The organism is Lysinibacillus sphaericus, from assembly GCF_002982115.1.
Lineage (GTDB): Bacteria > Bacillota > Bacilli > Bacillales_A > Planococcaceae > Lysinibacillus > Lysinibacillus sphaericus.
Genome location: NZ_CP019980.1, coordinates 13933 through 37494 on the forward strand (window position 1 = coordinate 13933; position 23562 = coordinate 37494).

17 protein-coding genes, 1 tRNA gene, 3 rRNA genes, 1 other RNA gene and 1 pseudogene are annotated in these 23562 nt (G+C 40.2%); 5 read left to right on the plus strand and 18 right to left on the minus strand.

Annotated features, from left to right (window positions below):
• Nucleotides 1-8: 8 nt before the first annotated feature.
• Entirely contained in the window at nt 9-1439 is a 1431-nt protein-coding gene (gene pdxR, locus LS41612_RS00065; RefSeq protein ID WP_024362935.1) for a MocR-like pyridoxine biosynthesis transcription factor PdxR, read from the plus strand.
• A gap of 19 nt (nt 1440-1458) precedes the next feature.
• Here the strand turns inward: pdxR and asnB are convergent, their stop codons facing one another.
• From asnB to ffs, 12 genes are all read right to left on the minus strand, one after another.
• Nucleotides 1459-3297 carry an asparagine synthase (glutamine-hydrolyzing) gene (gene asnB / locus LS41612_RS00070; protein WP_024362934.1) on the minus strand — a complete coding sequence of 613 codons (1839 nt, stop codon included), beginning with the start codon at nt 3295-3297 and terminating at the stop codon, nt 1459-1461.
• A 107-nt stretch (nt 3298-3404) separates the two neighbouring features.
• The gene (locus LS41612_RS00075; protein WP_024362933.1) at nt 3405-4736 is read right to left on the minus strand and encodes a D-alanyl-D-alanine carboxypeptidase family protein; all 1332 of its coding nucleotides are present in this window, start codon (nt 4734-4736) and stop codon (nt 3405-3407) included.
• Between the two features lie 140 nt (nt 4737-4876).
• Nucleotides 4877-6340: an IMP dehydrogenase gene (guaB, locus tag LS41612_RS00080; RefSeq protein ID WP_024362932.1), complete on the minus strand. Its 1464-nt coding sequence runs from the start codon at nt 6338-6340 to the stop codon at nt 4877-4879.
• A gap of 405 nt (nt 6341-6745) precedes the next feature.
• A 5S ribosomal RNA gene (gene rrf / locus LS41612_RS00085) occupies nt 6746-6861 on the minus strand.
• Nucleotides 6862-6926: 65 nt separating this feature from the next.
• Nucleotides 6927-9854, minus strand: a 23S ribosomal RNA gene (locus LS41612_RS00090).
• 180 nt (nt 9855-10034) lie between these two features.
• Nucleotides 10035-11586: ribosomal RNA gene (locus tag LS41612_RS00095) — 16S ribosomal RNA — on the minus strand.
• Together the 16S, 23S and 5S rRNA genes form the textbook arrangement of a ribosomal RNA operon.
• A gap of 291 nt (nt 11587-11877) precedes the next feature.
• Nucleotides 11878-12150: a pro-sigmaK processing inhibitor BofA family protein gene (locus LS41612_RS00100; RefSeq protein WP_024362957.1), complete on the minus strand. Its 273-nt coding sequence runs from the start codon at nt 12148-12150 to the stop codon at nt 11878-11880.
• A gap of 70 nt (nt 12151-12220) precedes the next feature.
• On the minus strand, nt 12221-12436 hold the full coding sequence (locus tag LS41612_RS00105; RefSeq protein ID WP_024362956.1) for a YaaL family protein: 216 nt from the start codon (nt 12434-12436) through the stop codon (nt 12221-12223).
• Between the two features lie 13 nt (nt 12437-12449).
• Nucleotides 12450-13046 (minus strand): recombination mediator RecR, encoded by a 597-nt coding sequence (recR, locus tag LS41612_RS00110; protein WP_024362955.1) that lies wholly within the window; start codon nt 13044-13046, stop codon nt 12450-12452.
• An 11-nt stretch (nt 13047-13057) separates the two neighbouring features.
• Nucleotides 13058-13372, minus strand: coding sequence for a YbaB/EbfC family nucleoid-associated protein (locus LS41612_RS00115; protein WP_024362954.1), 315 nt, complete (start codon nt 13370-13372; stop codon nt 13058-13060).
• A 20-nt stretch (nt 13373-13392) separates the two neighbouring features.
• Nucleotides 13393-15180, minus strand: coding sequence for a DNA polymerase III subunit gamma/tau (gene dnaX, locus LS41612_RS00120; protein WP_024362953.1), 1788 nt, complete (start codon nt 15178-15180; stop codon nt 13393-13395).
• A gap of 144 nt (nt 15181-15324) precedes the next feature.
• Nucleotides 15325-15592, minus strand: an RNA gene (gene ffs / locus LS41612_RS00125) — signal recognition particle sRNA large type.
• Between the two features lie 182 nt (nt 15593-15774).
• Here ffs and LS41612_RS00130 point away from each other — a divergent pair.
• From LS41612_RS00130 to LS41612_RS00145, 4 genes are all read left to right on the plus strand, one after another.
• Nucleotides 15775-15867, plus strand: a tRNA-Ser gene (locus LS41612_RS00130).
• A 147-nt stretch (nt 15868-16014) separates the two neighbouring features.
• Nucleotides 16015-17277 (plus strand): ATP-binding protein, encoded by a 1263-nt coding sequence (locus tag LS41612_RS00135; RefSeq protein ID WP_024362952.1) that lies wholly within the window; start codon nt 16015-16017, stop codon nt 17275-17277.
• Complete coding sequence (locus tag LS41612_RS00140; RefSeq protein ID WP_024362951.1) at nt 17278-18156, plus strand: response regulator; 879 nt, start codon at nt 17278-17280, stop codon at nt 18154-18156.
• 92 nt (nt 18157-18248) lie between these two features.
• A complete protein-coding gene (locus LS41612_RS00145; protein ID WP_024362950.1) occupies nt 18249-19523 on the plus strand; it encodes a cation:dicarboxylate symporter family transporter in 1275 nt (424 codons plus the stop codon).
• Between the two features lie 48 nt (nt 19524-19571).
• Here LS41612_RS00145 and LS41612_RS00150 read toward each other — a convergent pair whose 3' ends face one another.
• From LS41612_RS00150 to LS41612_RS00170, 6 genes and pseudogenes are all read right to left on the minus strand, one after another.
• The gene (locus tag LS41612_RS00150; RefSeq protein WP_024362949.1) at nt 19572-20192 is read right to left on the minus strand and encodes an RraA family protein; all 621 of its coding nucleotides are present in this window, start codon (nt 20190-20192) and stop codon (nt 19572-19574) included.
• Between the two features lie 193 nt (nt 20193-20385).
• On the minus strand, nt 20386-20877 hold the full coding sequence (locus LS41612_RS23830) for a methyl-accepting chemotaxis protein (RefSeq protein ID WP_370510650.1): 492 nt from the start codon (nt 20875-20877) through the stop codon (nt 20386-20388).
• A 42-nt stretch (nt 20878-20919) separates the two neighbouring features.
• Nucleotides 20920-21312, minus strand: a pseudogene (locus LS41612_RS23835) (PAS domain-containing protein); the annotation flags it as partial.
• Between the two features lie 142 nt (nt 21313-21454).
• Nucleotides 21455-21985 carry an LOG family protein gene (locus LS41612_RS00160; protein ID WP_029747256.1) on the minus strand — a complete coding sequence of 177 codons (531 nt, stop codon included), beginning with the start codon at nt 21983-21985 and terminating at the stop codon, nt 21455-21457.
• Nucleotides 21986-22185: 200 nt separating this feature from the next.
• Nucleotides 22186-22854, minus strand: a complete 669-nt coding sequence (locus LS41612_RS00165) for a deoxynucleoside kinase (protein ID WP_024362947.1) — start codon at nt 22852-22854, stop codon at nt 22186-22188.
• Complete coding sequence (locus LS41612_RS00170; protein ID WP_024362946.1) at nt 22851-23489, minus strand: deoxynucleoside kinase; 639 nt, start codon at nt 23487-23489, stop codon at nt 22851-22853. The genes LS41612_RS00165 and LS41612_RS00170 overlap by 4 nt, the downstream gene beginning before the upstream one ends.
• Between the last annotated feature and the right edge of the window lie 73 nt (nt 23490-23562).

The window sequence follows — 23562 nt, forward strand, 5'->3', positions numbered from 1 at the left end:
AATCGAACATGGATATGCTTTTATTTCAGCTTGAAAAAAACGGTGGAAAACCGCTATATGATCAGCTTTATAGCGGTATTAAAGAAGCGATTATTACAAAGAAAATTACGGTCGGAGAAAAATTACCTTCGAAGCGAAAATTGGCAGATTTTTTAAATATTTCTCAAACAACAATCGAAATTGCCTATGCCCAATTACTTGCAGAGGGTTATATAATATCAAAATCTCGGGTCGGTTATTTTGTAGAGGATATTGATGAGCTCCCCTATATACAGCAAGACACATCTATGCTGCTAAAAGAGCAACCTCGGAAAAAAACATATGCCATTGATTTTAACCCTGGTTCCATAGATATTGATGCCTTCCCATTTCAAACATGGCGAAAATATGCAAAAGAACTTTTTGATGATACCTCCAAAGAATTATTATTGACTGGAGAACCTCAAGGAGAATTAGCGTTACGTACAGAGATTGCAAATTACTTATATCAATCGCGCGGCGTTATTTGCAGCCCAGAGCAAATTGTCATTGGTTCAGGTACAGAACAACTGCTCCCGATGATTTTGCGTCTTTTCAGCGAAGACACTTGCTTTGCACTCGAAAACCCTGGTTATCCGACCGTGCATCGGATGTTTTTACAACACAAACGACAGGTTTGTCCAATTGCAGTAGATGATGAAGGTATCCTTATTCATCAACTAGAAAAAACAACTGCTAATGTCGTTTATATCACGCCGTCGCATCAATTCCCTACTGGCGCTGTATTGTCTGCCACAAGGCGCGCACAAGCTTTAAATTGGGCAGCTCAAAGTCCATCACGATATATCATTGAAGATGATTATGATTCGGAATTTCGTTATACTGGAAAACCAATTCCCGCGCTACAAGCTTTAGATCGCAATGATAAAGTCATCTATATGAGTACATTTACCAAATCATTAATGCCTTCCTTGCGAGTCGCCTATTTTGTACTACCACCTAAGCTACTTGCTACTTATAATGATGTATTTAATTATTATTCATCTACAGTACCAAGGTTCGATCAGCACATTGTAGCCAATTTTATGCGAGATGGACATTTTTCAAAACATTTAAATCGTATGCGAAAAGTATATCGAAAAAAGCATGAGAAGCTCACGACGATATTAGAAAATTATTCTAATCAAATAAAAATCACTGGGGAGCAGGCAGGTATGCATATCTTGCTCAATGTTCAACATGAACTATCCGAGCAACAATTACAGCACAGTGCCAATGATGCAGGTATCGGTATCTATCCATTATCCGCTTATCGTCTTGATGAAAATACGGCCACACAAGCTCAATTTTTACTCGGCTTTGGCGGCATTCCTGTACACGAGATTGAATCTTCCATTGAGAAGTTAATGAATTGTTGGGCAATACAAACGAAACAACCATCTCCGTCACGATTCAAGTGACAAGATGGTTGTGCTTTTTTTAATTTTCTTTTAGTTGAATGTTATAATGCTTAAACCATGTATCAATTTGCCCCAAATAGGCTAACAGTTGTGGTCCTGCCATTAATTGTCCATACCAAGGTTCTTTAAATGAACTTCCTCCAGAGTCAATTAGCTCCACTAGTTTTTGTCGTTCAAAAAATTCATGAAGAACTGAATGTTTATCGTTCATAATTTCTGTTAACCATCGTTGAACACCTGCTGTATAAACTGGATGATAGGTTTTTGGATAAGGATTTTTTTTTCGATATAGTACTTCCTCTGGTAATAAATGTGACATCGCCTTGCGAAGCAAACCTTTTTCCATACCGTCTAAATTTTTCATTTCCCAAGGAATATTCCATGCGTATTCCACAAGCCGATGATCTGCAAATGGCACGCGCACCTCAAGACTCGCGCCCATACTCATCCGATCTTTTCGTTCTAGCAATGTTTGCATAAACCATACCGTGTTTAAATAAAACATTTCACGATGTTGAGCTGCGTCTGTACTTTCCCCTTCTAAATAAGGTACTTCACCAATCGTTTGTTCATAAACATGCTGCGCGTAATTTTCAACAGCTAACTTTGTACGCCATTCCTCGCGTAACATAGCTGTTCTTTCGGGTAATGAACGAATCCAAGGGAAACCAGTCGCTCTTTCTTTGAACCATGGATAACCACCGAATATTTCATCGGCACATTCCCCTGATAAAGCAACCGTAAAATCTTTTTTTATTTCTCGGCAAAACCATAGTAAGGATGAGTCAACATCAGCCATACCAGGTGCATCTCTTACAAAGACAGCTTCTTTCAACAAGTCAATTAACTGTTGTTGGCTAATTTGCTCCGCATGATGTGTTGTATCAAACGAGTCTTTCATTTTTTGTATCCAATAGGTATCCGTTGAATTTTGAAAAGCATGCGGATTAAAGAAACGTTCATTGTCCTCATAGTCGATAGAGTATGTGTGGAGTTTACCTTTCTTTTGTTGTTGAAAGCTGTTTGCCGCAATTCCAGTAATAATACTGGAATCAAGCCCTCCAGAAAGGAATGTACAAATTGGTACATCTGATACTAGCTGACGCTCAATAGCATCGGTTAGTAAATACCGTACATGGTCAATCGTTTCTTCTAATGATTCTTCATGTTTTTTACTTTTAAGTTGCCAGTATTGCCATATACGTAATCCTTCTTTTGAATACCGCATTGCGTATCCTGGTCGTAGCTCATGAATATTATGGAACAGCGACTTTCCGGGCGGTTTAGATGGTCCTACAGCCATGATTGTCGCAAGCCCTTCCCTATTAACAATTGGTTGGACTGCTGGATGTGCAAATAATGCCTTGACCTCCGAAGCAAATAGTAATCCTTCTTGTTGCTCAGTGTAATACAGAGGCTTTACACCTAGACGATCTCGACACAGAAAGAGCGATGCCGTTTGTTCATCCCACACACCAAATGCAAAAATGCCATTTAGATAGTTCACACACTGTTCTTTCCACTCAATATACGCAGTTAATAATACTTCTGTATCTGACTGGGTTGTAAAGTCGTGTCCTCTTGTTTGCAGTTCTTTTCGCAATTCTTTGGTATTATACAGTTCGCCATTATATGTAATGACATATGTTACGCCATCATGTTTTTTCACCATTGGTTGCTTGCCACCTATTAAGTCAATGACCGCTAACCGACGGTGGCCAAATGCGATATGTTCATTACACCAAATATTTTCATCATCTGGTCCCCGTTTACTTAATGTTTGCGCCATTAACTTCACAATGCTCTCGCTTGTTCGTAAATCATTTTTAAAACTAGCCCACCCGGTAATTCCACACATTTAGCCACATCCTTTCGCCTATTAGCGTATGCACATTGACTGTAAAACGTGAAAAAAAGAACACGCTATGTTTTTTCAAACATAAACGTGTTCTTACTAGTTAGTTTTTAAAATAATCCACCAACAAAATCAGTAATGCCGCCCCATAAGTTTCCGAAGAAGTTACCGATACCTTGGAAGAATAGAGAAATACCGCTAGCACGTTCTACAGACGCTGTTGTCACGACATCAGATGTAAACTCCTTACCATCAATAAAGCCGTAATCTTTGCCTTCTGTGCGCTCTATAACGACCTTCCCTACTACTGTATCTTTCTTAACTTTAGCTTCAAGGCTTTTTTTATCTAAAACTAATTTAGGTTGATATAAATCCTTTTCAGAAGATTTCACCATAAATGAAATTGGTTCTTTCACAGCAATGGCTACTTTGTCTTCTTGCCCTTTAGTTACTTTCACAGTCTTTTGGTCTTTAAACTTATAGTTTGCTGGAATAATTTCATGTTTTGTAAATTGTGTGAAGCCATAATTAAATAACTTAGCCGTAGCATCAAAACGTGCTTTATAAGAGCCTTCTCCTTTTGCATCGACAGCTTTCATTACGACTGCGATTAAGCGTGTCCCATTGCGTTCTGCAGTACCAGTGAAGCAATGCCCTGCAAAGTTAGTAGTACCTGTTTTTAGGCCATCTACGCCTTCATATTGGAATACTAGACCTGGTAACATAAAGTTCCAGTTTGACATTTCAATCGCGTCATCTGTTCCTTCACGGAATATCTTTTTTGTTATTTTAGATGTCTCTAAAACCTTTGGATGATCTTTTAATAAATGATAGGCTAATTTTGCTACAGATTTAGCAGGCATTACATTCTCATCTTCTGGACCAGTACCTGATGGGTGCATACCAAATAAATCAGCATTGTTAAGACCTGAAGCATTTACAAACTTATAGCCTTCAAGGCCAAGCTCTTCTGCCTTTTTGTTCATTAGTTTTAAAAACTCAGTTTCAGTACCAGCAATTGTTTCTGCAATTGCCACTGTAGCTGCATTAGCAGAGTAGATAGCCATTGCTTCATATAGTTCACGAATTGTATATGATCCGTCTCTTCGTAACGGTACATTACTTAATGCACGGTTTTGAGACATACGATACGTATAATCCGTCACATGATATTCCTGATCCCATTTCACCGTACCTGCATCAATTGCGTCCAGTAGTAGGTACTCCGTCATCATCTTCGTCATACTAGCGATACCTAGTGAAGTATCTGCATTTTGTTCATATAAAATTTTTCCTGAATCTGCGTCTATTAAAATCGCAGCATCAACCGTCAGCCCTAAATCTGTTTCTGCATTTGCTTTTGCAGGAACACCTGCAAATATACTAAATAATAGAACAGGAATTAGGAGCAAACGTAATACGGTGTTCGTTGTTTTTTTCACCTTTATTGCCCTCCAAAAAATAATCTTGTCCTCGACATTTTAACATAGATATCCTAGTAGGTGCGCAATCTATCTCATAAAAAATGCCCTCGTATCATCTTTGTAGACGATACGAGAGCATAAAAGTTGCTTGAAATATATTACATTGAATAGTTCGGTGATTCTTTTGTAATTTGAACATCATGCGGGTGTGATTCACGAAGACCTGCACCTGTCATGCGGACAAACTGAGCGTTGTCACGTAAATATTCAAGGTTAGGCGCACCACAATAACCCATACCTGCTCGAATACCACCAATCAATTGATAAACTGTATCTGCTAGAGGACCTTTATAAGGAAGTCGACCTTCAATTCCCTCTGGTACTAGTTTTTTTGCATCTTCTTGGAAATAGCGATCTTTTGAACCTTTTTCCATTGCGCCAATAGATCCCATACCACGGTAAACTTTGAAGCGACGACCTTGGAAAATTTCAGTATCTCCTGGAGATTCAGAAGTACCTGCAAGAAGTGAGCCAAGCATTACGATATTACCGCCTGCTGCAAGAGCTTTTACGATGTCTCCAGAGTATTTAATACCACCATCTGCAATAATTGTTTTACCTAATTCACGCGCTACTGTAGCACAATCATAAATGGCTGTAATTTGAGGTACACCTACACCTGCAACAACTCGTGTTGTACAAATTGATCCTGGTCCAATACCAACCTTCACTACATCTGCACCAGCTTCAAATAATGCACGCGCTCCCTCTCCAGTTGCCACGTTACCAGCAATAATTTCTAATTCTGGGTATGCTTCGCGGATAGAGCGAATTGTTTGTAGTACACCCTCTGAGTGACCGTGAGCTGTATCGATTACTACGATATCCACCTGTGCTTCGACAAGCTTCTCAATGCGAATCATTGTATCTTTAGATACACCTACAGCTGCTCCTACTAATAAACGACCATGTACATCTTTTGCAGCATTCGGGAACTCAATTACTTTTTCGATATCCTTAATTGTAATTAAACCAGTTAACTTACCTTCTTCATCTACAATAGGAAGTTTTTCGATTTTATATTGTTGAAGAATCTTTTCCGCATCCTCTAAAGTCGTTCCAACAGGAGCCGTAATCAAATCTTCTTTTGTCATTACATCTTCAATTTTTAAAGAGTAGTCAGAAATAAAACGTAAATCACGATTTGTAATAATTCCTACTAGCTTTTGGTTTTCCATACTATCCACAATTGGTACACCTGAAATTCGGTATTTACCCATTAAATGTTCAGCATCAAAAACTTGGTGAGTCGGAGTTAAGAAGAATGGGTTTGTAATAACACCATTTTCAGAACGTTTTACTTTTTCAACTTGTTCCGCTTGCTCATCTATGCCCATATTTTTATGGATAATACCGATACCACCTTGACGTGCCATAGCAATAGCCATCTTAGATTCTGTAACTGTATCCATACCTGCACTGACCATTGGAATATTTAATTTAATCTTTGGTGTAAGTTGAACTGATAAATCAACATCTTTCGGTAGTACTTCTGAATGAGCTGGTACTAATAATACATCATCAAAAGTTAAACCTTCTTTGGCAAATTTAGATTCCCACATTTTCGTAACTTCCTCCTATAGTTAAAAGAATATTAATTGTAAGATTAACAACGTGTCATGCTACTGTCAAGAAACTTATAAAAGAAAGACAATTCAGATTTTTTAGTTTGTCCAAACTTATACCTAATTATTCATTTTTAAAACCATTTTTCTATATTTAATGCTGAAATATCTCTTTTTAAAATATTTTTCTGTTAAACAATCAGCTACCAAGAAAAAATTAAACATCCAAACATTATTGATAGAATTAATAGTTAGCATAATTATTTTCACTTATTTTTTCACACAATTTGAAAAAATAATAGCACTAATGGACTCATAAGAACGCTTACAATTTTATTGAAATCGTTTTCGAAAGCTAAAAATAGACAAAAAACAGCCAGCAATATGCTGACTGCTTTGTGTGCCTAGCGACGTCCTACTCTCACAGGGGGAAGCCCCCAACTACCATCGGCGCTAAAGAGCTTAACTTCCGTGTTCGGTATGGGAACGGGTGTGACCTCTTTGCCATCATCACTAGACAGTATTTAATTGAAAGATTGTTCTTTCAAAACTGGATAAACGGTTCATTGAATGTTTCAAACTTTTGGTTAAGTCCTCGATCGATTAGTATTCGTCAGCTCCATGTGTCACCACACTTCCACCTCGAACCTATCTACCTCATCGTCTTTGAGGGATCTTACTTACTTGCGTAATGGGAAATCTCATCTTGAGGGGGGCTTCATGCTTAGATGCTTTCAGCACTTATCCCGTCCACACATAGCTACCCAGCGATGCCTTTGGCAAGACAACTGGTACACCAGCGGTGTGTCCATCCCGGTCCTCTCGTACTAAGGACAGCTCCTCTCAAATTTCCTACGCCCACGACGGATAGGGACCGAACTGTCTCACGACGTTCTGAACCCAGCTCGCGTACCGCTTTAATGGGCGAACAGCCCAACCCTTGGGACCGACTACAGCCCCAGGATGCGATGAGCCGACATCGAGGTGCCAAACCTCCCCGTCGATGTGGACTCTTGGGGGAGATAAGCCTGTTATCCCCGGGGTAGCTTTTATCCGTTGAGCGATGGCCCTTCCATGCGGAACCACCGGATCACTAAGCCCGTCTTTCGACCCTGCTCGACTTGTAGGTCTCGCAGTCAAGCTCCCTTGTGCCTTTACACTCTACGAATGATTTCCAACCATTCTGAGGGAACCTTTGGGCGCCTCCGTTACCTTTTAGGAGGCGACCGCCCCAGTCAAACTGTCCGCCTGACACTGTCTCCTGCCCCGCTAAGGGGCATGGGTTAGAATTTCAATACAACCAGGGTAGTATCCCACCGACGCCTCCTTCGAAGCTGGCGCTCCGAGATCTCTGGCTCCTACCTATCCTGTACAAGTTGTACCAAAATTCAATATCAGGCTACAGTAAAGCTCCACGGGGTCTTTCCGTCCTGTCGCGGGTAACCTGCATCTTCACAGGTACTATAATTTCACCGAGTCTCTCGTTGAGACAGTGCCCAGATCGTTACGCCTTTCGTGCGGGTCGGAACTTACCCGACAAGGAATTTCGCTACCTTAGGACCGTTATAGTTACGGCCGCCGTTTACTGGGGCTTCAATTCGCAGCTTCGCTTGCGCTAACCACTCCTCTTAACCTTCCAGCACCGGGCAGGCGTCAGCCCCTATACGTCACCTTACGGTTTTGCAGAGACCTGTGTTTTTGCTAAACAGTCGCCTGGGCCTATTCACTGCGGCTCTCATGCGCTTGCACGCTCAAGAGCACCCCTTCTCCCGAAGTTACGGGGTCATTTTGCCGAGTTCCTTAACGAGAGTTCTCTCGCACACCTTAGGATTCTCTCCTCGACTACCTGTGTCGGTTTGCGGTACGGGCACCTCTCACCTCGATAGAGGCTTTTCTTGGCAGTGTGAAATCAGGAACTTCGTCCATACGGACTCGCCATCACAGCTCAACGTTACAGTGTGCGGATTTGCCTACACACACGCCTTACTGCTTGGACGCGCACAACCAACGGCGCGCTTACCCTATCCTACTGCGTCCCCCCATTTCTCAAACGGTGAGGAGGTGGTACAGGAATATCAACCTGTTGTCCATCGCCTACGCCTATCGGCCTCGGCTTAGGTCCCGACTAACCCTGAGCGGACGAGCCTTCCTCAGGAAACCTTAGTCATACGGTGGACGGGATTCTCACCCGTCTTTCGCTACTCATACCGGCATTCTCACTTCTAAGCGCTCCACCAGTCCTTCCGGTCTGACTTCAACGCACTTAGAACGCTCTCCTACCACTGACATCGTAGATGTCAATCCACAGCTTCGGTGAATCGTTTAGCCCCGATACATTTTCGGCGCAGCGTCACTCGACCAGTGAGCTATTACGCACTCTTTAAATGATGGCTGCTTCTAAGCCAACATCCTGGTTGTCTGTGCAACGCCACATCCTTTTCCACTTAACGATTACTTTGGGACCTTAGCTGGTGGTCTGGGCTGTTTCCCTTTTGACTACGGATCTTATCACTCGCAGTCTGACTCCCGTGTATAAATATCTGGCATTCGGAGTTTGTCTGAATTCGGTAAACCGGGATGGCCCCCTAGTCCAAACAGTGCTCTACCTCCAGTATTCTCATCACGAGGCTAGCCCTAAAGCTATTTCGGAGAGAACCAGCTATCTCCAAGTTCGATTGGAATTTCTCCGCTACCCACACCTCATCCCCGCACTTTTCAACGTGCGTGGGTTCGGGCCTCCAGTAAGTGTTACCTCACCTTCACCCTGGACATGGGTAGATCACCTGGTTTCGGGTCTACGACCACGTACTAATTCGCCCTATTCAGACTCGCTTTCGCTGCGGCTCCGCCTTCTAAAGCTTAACCTCGCACGTAATCGTAACTCGCCGGTTCATTCTACAAAAGGCACGCTATCACCCATTAACGGGCTCTAACTACTTGTAGGCACACGGTTTCAGGATCTCTTTCACTCCCCTTCCGGGGTGCTTTTCACCTTTCCCTCACGGTACTGGTTCACTATCGGTCACTAGGTAGTATTTAGCCTTGGGAGATGGTCCTCCCGGATTCCGACGGAATTTCACGTGTTCCGCCGTACTCAGGATCCACTCTGGAGGGAACGAACTTTCGACTACAGGGCTTTTACCTGCTCTGGCGGACCTTTCCAAGTCGCTTCATCTAACTCATTCCTTTGTAACTCCGTATAGAGTGTCCTACAACCCCAAGAGGCAAGCCTCTTGGTTTGGGCTCTTCCCGTTTCGCTCGCCGCTACTCAGGGAATCGATTTTTCTTTCTCTTCCTCCAGGTACTTAGATGTTTCAGTTCCCTGGGTCTGCCTTCAAGACGCTATGTATTCACGTCAAGATACTACGCGATTAAACGTAGTGGGTTCCCCCATTCGGAAATCTCCGGATCAAAGCTCACTTACAGCTCCCCGAAGCATATCGGTGTTAGTGCCGTCCTTCTTCGGCTCCTAGTGCCAAGGCATTCGCCGTGCGCCCTTAATAACTTAACCTAGTTATTAAGCCTATAAAAAACTTAAAAAATAAATGTGTTTGTTACAATTTCAATGTCGTTTTATCCAGTTTTCAAAGAACAAATTTTGAAGTGTTTCATTCAGAAGAATGAACCTTCAAAACTGAACGCAAAACGTAATCTTACAAACCCAAGGTTTGTATTCCGAAAATATCCTTAGAAAGGAGGTGATCCAGCCGCACCTTCCGATACGGCTACCTTGTTACGACTTCACCCCAATCATCTATCCCACCTTCGGCGGCTGGCTCCAAAAGGTTACCTCACCGACTTCGGGTGTTACAAACTCTCGTGGTGTGACGGGCGGTGTGTACAAGGCCCGGGAACGTATTCACCGCGGCATGCTGATCCGCGATTACTAGCGATTCCGGCTTCATGTAGGCGAGTTGCAGCCTACAATCCGAACTGAGAACGACTTTATCGGATTAGCTCCCTCTCGCGAGTTGGCAACCGTTTGTATCGTCCATTGTAGCACGTGTGTAGCCCAGGTCATAAGGGGCATGATGATTTGACGTCATCCCCACCTTCCTCCGGTTTGTCACCGGCAGTCACCTTAGAGTGCCCAACTAAATGATGGCAACTAAGATCAAGGGTTGCGCTCGTTGCGGGACTTAACCCAACATCTCACGACACGAGCTGACGACAACCATGCACCACCTGTCACCGTTGTCCCCGAAGGGAAAACCATATCTCTACAGTGGTCAACGGGATGTCAAGACCTGGTAAGGTTCTTCGCGTTGCTTCGAATTAAACCACATGCTCCACCGCTTGTGCGGGCCCCCGTCAATTCCTTTGAGTTTCAGTCTTGCGACCGTACTCCCCAGGCGGAGTGCTTAATGCGTTAGCTGCAGCACTAAGGGGCGGAAACCCCCTAACACTTAGCACTCATCGTTTACGGCGTGGACTACCAGGGTATCTAATCCTGTTTGCTCCCCACGCTTTCGCGCCTCAGTGTCAGTTACAGACCAGATAGTCGCCTTCGCCACTGGTGTTCCTCCAAATCTCTACGCATTTCACCGCTACACTTGGAATTCCACTATCCTCTTCTGCACTCAAGTCTCCCAGTTTCCAATGACCCTCCACGGTTGAGCCGTGGGCTTTCACATCAGACTTAAGAAACCACCTGCGCGCGCTTTACGCCCAATAATTCCGGACAACGCTTGCCACCTACGTATTACCGCGGCTGCTGGCACGTAGTTAGCCGTGGCTTTCTAATAAGGTACCGTCAAGGTACAGCCAGTTACTACTGTACTTGTTCTTCCCTTACAACAGAGTTTTACGAACCGAAATCCTTCTTCACTCACGCGGCGTTGCTCCATCAGGCTTTCGCCCATTGTGGAAGATTCCCTACTGCTGCCTCCCGTAGGAGTCTGGGCCGTGTCTCAGTCCCAGTGTGGCCGATCACCCTCTCAGGTCGGCTACGCATCGTTGCCTTGGTGAGCCGTTACCTCACCAACTAGCTAATGCGCCGCGGGCCCATCCTATAGCGACAGCCGAAACCGTCTTTCAGTATTGTCCCATGAGGGACAAGAGATTATTCGGTATTAGCCCCGGTTTCCCGGAGTTATCCCAAACTATAGGGTAGGTTGCCCACGTGTTACTCACCCGTCCGCCGCTAACGTCAAAGGAGCAAGCTCCTTCTCTGTTCGCTCGACTTGCATGTATTAGGCACGCCGCCAGCGTTCGTCCTGAGCCAGGATCAAACTCTCCATAAAAGAAATTTGATTAGCTCAAATTGTTTTGCTGGCATCAATTTTGATGTCCAAAATTTTGTTTCGTTCACTAACGAAGTTAGCTAGTAAAAACTATATTGATTACGTTTTGCTTGTTCAGTTTTCAAGGTTCATTTTGTCGCCGCTTGTTTCAGCAACTCTTATATAATACCATCTTTTCAAATCGATGTCAACAATTTATTTTAAATTGTTTTTTGTTTTATACAAGTTGTTTCAGTTGTTATCTTAACGACTCTTATTACTATATCACAATATTTATAGTTTGCAAGCCTTTTATAAAAATAATATTAAAAAAGTGATTCCTAGTACACCTGGAATGCCCAACAATGCAATTGTGAAAACGGAAAACAGGTTAATTGGTACATTATAACCGCTATAACCAACACCTAAATGAATAATGAATAATAATAAAAATGCAAATGCAAATCGGAACCAAAATACTGATAGTCCTTCTAATACTTTACCCAATTTAATGTGTCTTCCTACTATATAAAGAAAAAGAAGCGCTACAGGAACACAAATACTCACAATTACAGTCCACGGCATATGCTTGCCCCCTTCGATCATAATTATGTAATTTTATGATTCCTATAGCACGTCTATAACTCTACAATCATTATTTTATTAGTACTCGTCGAATTCTAGCTTCTTTAAATAAATAAAAATGAATACTCTCTGCTGCTTTTCGCTGAGCAATAACTTCTAAATCATAATCATTTAATAATTCTTCAATCAATTTTGCTTGTTGTAAATCTTCTTTTGTTTGTTTAATGAGATTAACAAGCTTTTCGTCAAATTCTCTTTTTAGCTTTCCTTTATTGCGGAAGAACATTTCAATCCCTCACTCATAACTCTCGGCGGCCTTCCATTGCCTTCGATAACGTTACTTCATCAGCATATTCTAAATCTCCACCTACTGGTAATCCATGCGCAATGCGTGTTGTGCGGATGCCAGATGGTTTAACAAGACGAGAGATATACATAGCCGTCGCTTCACCTTCAATAGTAGAATTGGTTGCTAAAATAAGCTCCTGCACCGTTTCATCTTGTAAGCGTACTAACAGTGAGGCTACATTAATATCCTCTGGGCCGATACCATCCATTGGTGAAATAGCCCCCTGTAACACATGGTACTTACCATGGTAATCACGCATTTTTTCCATTGCAATAACGTCCTTTGTATCTTGTACAACGCAAATTACTGAGGCATCGCGTTGTTTATCGGTACAAATATGACATGGGTCTACATCGGTAATATTGCCACAAACAGAGCAATAACTTAAATTACGTTTTGCATCTATTAAAGCTTTGGAAAAAGAAAGAACGTCATCTTCTTTCATTGTTAACACAAAAAACGCCAGTCGGGCTGCGGTTTTTGGCCCGATACCTGGCAATTTCATAAAACTATCGATTAATTTTGATATTGGTTCTGGGTAATACATATTGTTACCTCCTAGAATGGAAGGTTCATGCCTTGCGTAAATTTACCCATTGTTGCATTTGTTTTTTCTTCTACTTTTTTAAGTGCTTCATTCGTTGCAACAACAATTAAATCTTGTAACATTTCGATATCGTCAGGATCTACTACTGAAGTATCAAGATTCACTTCTACTACTTCACGTTGACCTGTAACTGTTACTTTCACCATACCGCCGCCAGCAACACCTTCAAATTGTTCAGCATTTAAAGCTTCTTGAGCTTCCATCATTTCTTTTTGCATTTTTTGCATTTTTTTCATCATGCCTTGCATATTTCCCATTCCACGCATAACCTATTCCTCCTAAGTAATCAGTCTTCAATAATTTCAATAAAATCCTTACCGAACAGCTTTTCCGCTTCCGTCACCAATGGATCTTGTGATGCCAGCGGTTGCGCATCATCGATAAAAGGTTCTTCTGGCATTTCTGCCGGTGGTGGTTCCAATAATTCAACATTCGGATCATCGTTAGCTAATGGTGCTTTCTTTTGATGTAATCCGTGATCACGAATGAACTCTTCACGCAACTTTAACCATGTTTCTTCTGGCGTACAAAGCATTTCATACATCGTGCCTGTTTGACCTGCAATAAGTTGTGTAAATTGTGCTTTTAGCATTTGATTATCAGCAACCATTTGACAATGAATATCATACTTGAATTTTAACACAAAAGCACTCGAAGATGCCGCAACAGGTTCAGCTTCTGCTAAAAGAGCTGATTGTGACTTTTGCAATTGATTTAACGCCTGCGCCCATACAGCCTTTACACGTTGCACATCTTGCTTTGTCGCATCCTTTAGCACTTCTTGAATACGACCAGTAGGCGCCTTATAACCATTTGGACTTTTTGCACGCGGACGTTGTTCTTTGGCAACCTGAGTAGCTTGTGACGGCGCACCATTTTGTATTTGTAAAGATAGTTGTTGCACCATTTGCTCAAGCGCAATGATTTTTTGCGCTAGTTCTGGGCTCATTACCGCCTCACTTGATGGGGCAGTTTGATTGACTACGCCACCCGAAAACTGTGTCATTTTTAGCAATGCTGTTTCCAAATAGATTTTCGTATGATGCGAGAAACGCATTTCTTGTTGTGTTTTCGCTAAAATGTCGATGTAGCCGTAAAGCATATCTGGTGCAAAGTCATGTGCCAATGCAAATACGCGCTCCTCAGGTGATACTAACTCTAATAGTTCAGCTAAATTCTCACTCGTTTGTAAAAGCAGTAAATCGCGGAAAAATGTAATTAAATCCTCCGATAAGCGCAACGGATCCTTCCCATCTGCGATTAGCTGCTCTAACAGCGCAAGCATTTGTGCCACATCTTTGACCTTTAAAGCTTCAGCTAAATCATAGAAAACATCCTGACTAATTGAGCCTGTGACTAGTAGTGCATCCTCTAGTTTCAACATTTCACCGCTAAAGGATACAACTTGGTCCAACAAGCTCAATGCATCACGCATACCGCCCGCAGCTGACTGCGCAATCACTTTTAGACCTTGTTCTTCAAACGGGAGTTCAATATCTTCTAGTACGACCTTCATGCGCTCGGTAATATCGTTAGTTGAAAGTCGCTTGAAGTCAAAACGTTGGCAACGTGAAATAATCGTTGCAGGTAATTTATGAGGTTCTGTTGTTGCTAAAATAAATACAGCGTGAGGTGGTGGTTCTTCTAGCGTTTTTAAAAGCGCATTGAAGGCACTTGTAGACAGCATATGCACTTCATCAATGATGTACACTTTAAACCTGCTACTAGCTGGAGCAAAACGTACCTTTTCAATAATGTCCCGTATTTCTTCAACACGTGAATTAGAAGCTGCATCAAATTCAATAACGTCTGGATGAGAACCATCTGTAATGCTTAAACAAGTTGCACACTCATTACAAGGTTCACTTGCTGGAGCATGCTCGCAGTTTAAAGCCTTAGCAAAAATTTTAGCTGTACTTGTTTTCCCTGTACCCCGAGGTCCAGAAAACAAGTAAGCATGAGTTGTTTTATTCGCTAGGAGAGCATTTTGCAGCGTTCTTTTGACATGCGCTTGACCTGACATTTCTCGGAATGATTGTGGTCTATACACACGATAAAATGCTTGATACGTCAATGATTTCCTCTCCCCTTCTTTTTCAATATTAATAAAACTATTATAGCATCGGCAGCCTTGTTTATAAAACCGTGTCCTATTTTATAATATAAAAAAACGCACTCGCCTACAGTAGACGAATGCGTTTAAATTGGCAATTTAATGCCGTGCACCTTTCTTCGACAGCCGCACATAAGCGTTACTCTTGTCGTTAGCTCAGATTAGGCAACCCCGCGGCACATGAATAAGACCACTTAATGCTGCTTCCTTCCGGACCTGACATGGTTCATGGGTATCCATTGCGCAGGACCCAATCGTCAACACTACGTGCAAAAGGCAGACCAAACAATACGGACAGCCTCGAAAAAGGAATTCAGTCTCGCTAGAGCGGATTGCGAGTTACAGGACACCGCTACCTTCCCACCTAGCACGGCAATAACTAGTATACTTTCAGTTTGTATAAATTGCAACGAATTGCACAAATTATTTAAGTACATTCTTAATTAATAAAAATTAATTTTTTAAAACCTACTATTTTTTCAAAAAGATGTTGACGTCAAAATAAAATCATGATAAATTAGTTCTTGTCGATAAGACATCGAAGCAATATAGTATGGAGGTATACCCAAGTCTGGCTGAAGGGATCGGTCTTGAAAACCGACAGGCGGGTAACACCGCGCGGGGGTTCGAATCCCTCTACCTCCTCCAGTTTTTTAAAATCCGACTACACGATGTAGCCGTTTTTTTTTGCTTAAAAAATTGTATGTCATACTTATTAAATACCACTTCCGATTAGGTTGTGGTATTTTTTTATTAGCTATCTTGCTCTTAAATACTTTAGGGAGGATATTTAATATGTATTCCAAAGCCTTTATTTCTCGTAGTTCCCTCACATGGATTATATCCATCGCTTTATTAACGGCTATCGGTAGTGAAATTAAAATCATCCCTTTCGCCAATACTTCTTTTCGCTTTGGTCTGGGGACAATTATATTCTTTTTATGCACCTTACTTAGACCGACACCTATTATATTAGCCGGTATTGTAACCAGCATTGTAACAACCACTTTACGAATCGCTATTAGTTACTATACGCATAATACATCTTTAATAGATGGTATTTATACTCACTTACCTGCTGGGACATTTTATTTATTGTTTGCAATATGCCTACAGCTTTTAAATATTCATCAATATCGTGAAAAGCCATTAAAGTTAGGATTACTAGTAGCCCTCAGTGAGGTCATTAGTAATTTAGCGGAACAATTGCTACGTTTCCTTGTCCAATCTTATACAATTTTATTTATTCATGACCTGCTCATCTTATTAGCCGTTGCCCTATTACGTAGTTTTTTTGTTGTTGGCATTTATAGCTCTATTGTTATTGCCGAGCAAAAAAAACGCGTGCAGGAAATGCTTACGATTGGTTCAGATTTATATGTAGAGACGCTCTATTTAAAAAAATCTATGAATCATATTGAAACGATTACTGCTAATGGGTTGGATTTGTATAGACAATTAAAAGCACAGGGCAATCGTTCAGAAAGTATACAAGCACTTCATATTGCCCAGGAAATTCATGAAGTCAAAAAAGATTCTCAGCGTATTTATGCGGGTATATCTAAAATTGTTGGGGACAAGAGCTTTGGCTCATTACGATTATCAGAATTATTACATTATATAGAAGACGGCAATCGCAAATACAGTGAGTTACTCGGTAAAGACATCCAGTTTAATATAAGTTTAGATACTGATTTTTTAACGAAAGAGCACATTGCCTTGCTGGCACTATTAAATAATTTAACTGCTAATGCCATTGAAGCAATAGAAAAGCAAGGTATCATATCTATTGATATTCAACAGCAGGAGGTTGATACTGTAATAACAGTAAGTGATGATGGAAAAGGCATCTCCGAAAGTGACCTTTCTATTATTTTTGAACCTGGCTATACGACGAAATACAATGTTGAAGGTGTAGCAGCTACAGGAATTGGATTATCACATGTCGCTGAATTAATTTCAAAATTAAATGGCTCCATTTCAGTTGAATCAAATAACTACAAAACGGTGTTTAAAATTATAATTCCTACGCAAACTATTCTAACGGGAGAGACTTAAATGAGGTATTTTATTGTAGATGATGATCGTGCAAGCCGCGTGATGCTAAAACAAATTATTGAAGATAGTGGTTTAGGTACAGTAATCGGCGAAGCACGCAATGGAGTAGATGCCATTCCACAAATATTAATGACACAACCTGAATTTGTACTAATCGACTTACTTATGCCTAAGTTAGATGGTATAGCAACAGTGGAGCATCTTCTTCAGAATCGATTTGAAGGACAGTTTATTATGATTTCACAAGTTGTGAATAAGGAAATGGTCGGCGAGGCCTATGAACAAGGGATAGATTTCTTTATTCATAAACCCATTAACCGTATTGAGGTTGAAAATGTTTTACGCAAAACAACGGAACAATTTCGCCTAAAAAATTCCCTATTAGTTATACGACAATCGCTAACGAACATCGATCTAAGTGAGCAAATAAACAATAAAGCTACATCGCGAGACCACATCCAATCGATCTTAAATGATATGGGGATTGTCGGTGAAATTGGAAGTGAGGATATTATAGCAATTATTGAAACATTATTAGCTCATCAGCACAAAATTGCGCCACTTCCTCCATTAAAAGAGCTCTATGAGGAAATAGCAGCTGTCACAAAGTCAACTCCTGATGAAATATTGAAAGAGAGTAAAGCGATTGAACAGCGTGTACGTCGAACGATTTTAGCTGCCATGATTAATCTCGCCAATTTAGGTGTCGTTGATTATACAAACTCTGAATTTGAATATTATGCACCTCGATACTTTGATTTTAAAGAGATTCGCCAGCTTATGACGCAAATCGAAGACCACGGGAATCGCAAAGCAAAGGTCAATATTAAAAAGTTTATTCAGGTGTTATATTCAGACATTTTAACAAAAGTAAATTAATTTTCTCGGATTTTGTCGGATTTCATAAGTCCTCCGTATTATTAAAGTAAGGCGTGTCCTAAAAATTTTAATATAGGGGAGGAATTAAGATTTTGAAAAAGAAATTTAAAATCAGTTTAGCCGCTCAAATTTTAATCGGTTTGATTTTAGGTATAATTATTGGTGGTATCTTTTATGGTAACCCCAAAGTTGAAACATATTTACAACCATTAGGGGATATCTTCCTACATCTAATTAAGATGATTGTAGTACCTATTATCATTTCGACTTTAATTGTTGGTGTTGCTGGAACTGGAGACATGAAACAGCTCGGAAGATTAGGCGGAAAATCGCTTATTTACTTTGAAATCATTACAACAGTAGCGATTGTTGTTGGATTACTTTCAGCAAACCTGTTCCAACCAGGTGCTGGCATCAATATGAACGAACTTTCGCAAGGGGATATTTCAAAATACGTTTCAACAACTGAAGAAGTACAGCATGAAGGTCCATTTGATATTATTGTAGGTATTGTACCGACAAATATTATTCAATCAATGGCTGAAGGCAATATGCTTGCCATCATCTTCTTCTCTGTTATTTTTGGTTTAGGGGTAGCTGCAATTGGAGAACGAGGTAAACCAGTATTGGACTTCTTCCAAGGTGTAGCAGATGCTATGTTCTGGGTAACGAACCTTGTGATGAAATTCGCTCCAATTGGGGTATTTGGTTTAATTGGTGTAACCGTTTCCAAATATGGTTTTGCTTCCCTCATACCTTTAGGTAAGCTTGCAATACTTGTATATGCCACAATGTTATTCTTCATCTTTGTTATTCTTGGCCTCGTTGCAAAATTTGCCGGTGTCAACATTTTCTACTTAATCAGAGTGTTAAAAGATGAGTTAATTTTAGCCTTCTCCACTGCTAGCTCGGAAGCTGTCTTACCACGAGTGATGTTGAAAATGGAGAAATTAGGTGCACCAAAAGATATTGTTTCTTTTGTTATTCCAACAGGTTATTCTTTTAACTTAGATGGTTCAACATTGTATCAAGCAATTGCTGCATTATTCATTGCCCAAATGTATGGTATTCACTTAAGCATCGGGGAACAAATTACATTAATGCTTGTATTAATGGTTACTTCTAAAGGGATTGCCGGTGTACCAGGCGTATCATTCGTAGTATTACTTGCCACTTTAGGTACTGTTGGTATTCCAATCGAAGGTTTAGCATTTATTGCTGGTATCGACCGTATCCTTGATATGGGACGAACAGTAGTTAACGTAATCGGTAACTCACTAGCTTCATTAGTAATGGCGAAATGGGAAGGCCGCTTCGATAAAGAAAAAATGAAAAACTACTTTAAAGAAAATGAAAATTTAGCATAAATTCATAAAAAATGCCTCACGATGGCTTAAGCCATCGTGAGGCATTTTTTATTTTGTCAGTACTTTATCTAAATAAGCAATAATAGACGCTTTGCCATTGACATGGGCTTCTTGTGCACGCACTTCATCCTTTTCGACTTTCGCCTCAGCGGCTGCAACAATACGCTCTGCATCCTCTTGAGGCACGACAATAACGCCATCTACATCTCCAATAATATAATCACCTGGTTGCACTGTTACACCGCCAATTGCGATTGGCACATTCACTTTACCACCTCCATTTTTGTTGCCTGCTGCTACGGTTGTCCCAAGTGAAAATACAGGAAAATCTAGTTCCCGAATCGCGGCAATATCACGAATAACCCCGTCTACTACAAAGGCCTGTACACCCATACCCTTTGCTAAAGAAATAACAAAATCTCCTGCTACCGCACGATTTCTATTACCCTTTGCATCAATGACCAAAATATCACCCTCGCTAGCTGCTCGAATCGCTTCAAGTACAGCTCCATTTTCGCCATCTGGTAAACGTACAGTAACCGCTCGACCTGCTATTTTAAAATGGTCTGCTAACGGTTTAATGTCACTGCGTAAATTTGTATGTCCCCCAGTTGCATCTGAAATTGCTGTCGTTGGTAAATGTTTAAAACTTATTTCCACCTTTGCCATGCATAACACCCCTATTATGATTTATGAATACCTTACACAATTATTGTAAATAAAACACATCTACTATTTCAATATAATTCAGAAAATTTAGTAAAATATGTTGTTAAAAACAAATCGCCGTTATCCCGTTTTTTAAACAAAATAAAACACCTAAGACAATGTTCATATCGTGACCATTTGCCTTAGGCGCCTTTTAAATTATTTCAATAAATTGTTTAGACCGTTCATCTAAAGCCTCTGCTGCAGAAGCGATTTCAGCAAAATCACTCGTCGTCACAGTAATTTGCCCATTCGTTTTTTCAATTTCCTCAGAAATTCGCGTGATGCTTTCTGTTACTTGCCCAACCTCACGTACAATCCCTTCCACATTTTCTTTCACTTCTGAAATTGATTGCTCTACTCTTACGGAAAGTTTTCGTACCTCTTTGGCGACAACATCAAAACCTCTGCCATACTCTCCAGCTCTTGCGGCTTCAATAGCTGCATTTAAAGCTAGTAAGTTTGTTTGGGAGGCAATTCCTTGAATTGTTTTGACAATGCCTTTAATGGAATCTGCTTGATTTTGTAATTGATCTAAATTTTTAACATTTTCCGAAGATTCCTTTGAAACTTGTTGAATTGTTGCAAGTAAATTTTCACTATTTTTAATACCTGCCTCTGAACGACTGTAAAGCTTAGTGGACATTTGTTTTAACTGATCTGCTACATTGACAATGGTATTTTGACGTTCCGTAATATTTGTTGCTATTTTGGATACACCAATAACTCTTCTTGAATGATTATCAAATACGGGCATATAGGTAGCTTCTAGCCAAATACTATTTCCACGAGCATCCATTCGTTCTACTTTATCTTGATAGCTCTTACCTGCTGCTAAATTACGCCAAAACCTCTCGTATTCAGGACTCTTCACGTAATTAGGAAAACAAAATTCCTTATGGTCTTTCCCCATCATTTTTTCTACTGTATAGCCCATTGTTTTCGCAAAAAGCTCATTTACATAAGCAACTTTTCGGTTCATATCAAATCGGATAATCGCTATATTACGCTCAATTGCTTGAACAACTAAATCATCTGTGACTTGTGTATCATTCTTTTGCACAACATCCACCTCTATCACCCTATTGTACTAGCGTTATCTCTAATCTACTTTCTTCTTTTAAAAAAATGCATTGTTATATATTATAATATATCTAATAGCATCTTAAAAATACTATAAATTTGTATTTTTACTATTCTTATGCTCAATTATGCTTTTTTTCTTATTTTATCATTGTTAAAACTTCTTCTGCCGTTGTTGCGACACGAATTAATGCCTTGTGTTCTGGGCGTATAAAGCCCTCCTCTAGCATTTTAGAAAAATGTTGTAGCAGTGCGTCATAAAAACCATTGACGTTAAATAAAATAACAGGTTTTTCATGTAATCTAATTTGCGCCCATGTAAATACTTCAAAATATTCGTCCAGTGTACCGCCACCACCTGGTAACGCAATAAAAGCATCTGCTAATTCAACCATTTTTGCCTTACGTATATGCATGGATTCTACAAAATGGATTTCTGTCAATGCGGCATGAACAATTTCTTGTTTTTGTAAATGAGTAGGCATGACACCAATCACTTCTCCACCTGCTACTAATGCAGCATCTGCCACTTTGCCCATCAATCCTATTTTAGAACCTCCATAAACAATACCATGTCCATGTTGTGCTAATACCGTTCCTAATTCACTTGCCTTTTCAGCATAAATCGGGTTATTGCCAAGTCCTGATCCACAATATACTGCGATTCTCATATTTATTCCTCCTATTACAAAAGACGTGAAAACAATAGGTATCATATTGTCTCACGTCTCTTGGTCTTATTTCTGTTATTTATTTTAAAATACAAAGTCCTTATATTTCTATCTGGAAGCTTTCTACGTTCCTTTTGCTTTCGGCCAGAACGCTTTGATATTCCCCTCTTCAACGTCTTTACTGTTGCATAGCTTTTCTTCTATTTACGTAAATGACTTGTTTGCTTTAGCATATGACTTATGCGACTGACAATTGATTCAATTGCGTCTGGATTTTTTAATAAATCATAATCATTAATATCTAAACGTAGGACAGGGCATGAATTAAAATTATTTATCCAATTTTCGTAACGCTCATGCATTTCAATCCAATAATCATTCGGTGTTTGCTGCTCCATCTCACGACCACGCTCTTGAATACGTCCAATGACATCATCAATCGGCCCCTCTAAATAAACTAATAAATCTGGGTGCGGGAAATACGGTGTCATCACCATCGCATCAAATAAATTACGATACGTTTCATAATCAGTTGGACTCATTGTTCCTTTATCATAATGCATTTTGGCAAAAATCCCTGTATCTTCATAAATAGAACGATCTTGCACAAAGCCCCCACCATATTCGAAAATACGCTTCTGCTCTTTAAAACGCTCTGCTAGAAAATAGACTTGTAAATGGAAGCTCCATTTTTCAAAGTCATCATAAAACTTATCTAAGTATGGATTGGTATCTACTTTTTCAAATGATGTACGGAAATTTAACGCTTGTGCTAGCGCCTTTGTCATCGTTGATTTTCCTACACCTACTGTTCCGGCAATTGTAATAACAGTTTGTGGTGGAATATCATATTTCTCTCTCAAATTCATTGTTGCAAGCTCCTTTGTTGTAACGTATCTTCGATTGTTTTTAATACATATTGTAAATCTTGTGGGTTTTTTACAAAATCAAGTTGATCTCCATTAAATCGGATTACAGGTATTTCGGGATGTAGCTGCTCAAAGTGCTCTGTAAAAGTATGATAGTCTGCTACTAACTGCTCCATATATTCACGTGAAATCATTTTCTCAAATTCACGCCCCCGTTTAGCAATGCGTTTCATTAACGTATCAACACTAGCATGTAAATAAACAACGACATTAGGCACAGGCATATCTTTTGTTAAAATTTGATAGATTTCTTCATACTTTTCGTACTCGGCAGGTGGCAATGTACGCTTTGCAAAAATTAAATTTTTAAAAATATGATAGTCCGATACAACTGATGTCTTTTGTGCTAAACGTAACTTCTTTATATCTGTTAATTGTTTATAGCGATTACACAGGAAGAACATTTCCGTTTGGAAACTCCATTCCTCTATATTTTCATAAAACTTATTTAAAAACGGATTTTCGTCTACAATTTCTTTTAATAGATGGTAATTAAATGTCGCCGCTACCTCTTTTGCCAATGAAGTTTTGCCTACACCAATCGGACCTTCTACTGCAACAAATGGAACCGTCACTAGAAGTTCCTCCTTTATATTTAGGATTCTATAAGTCAATTATGCCACTATTTTAAGGCTATATTGTATGAAA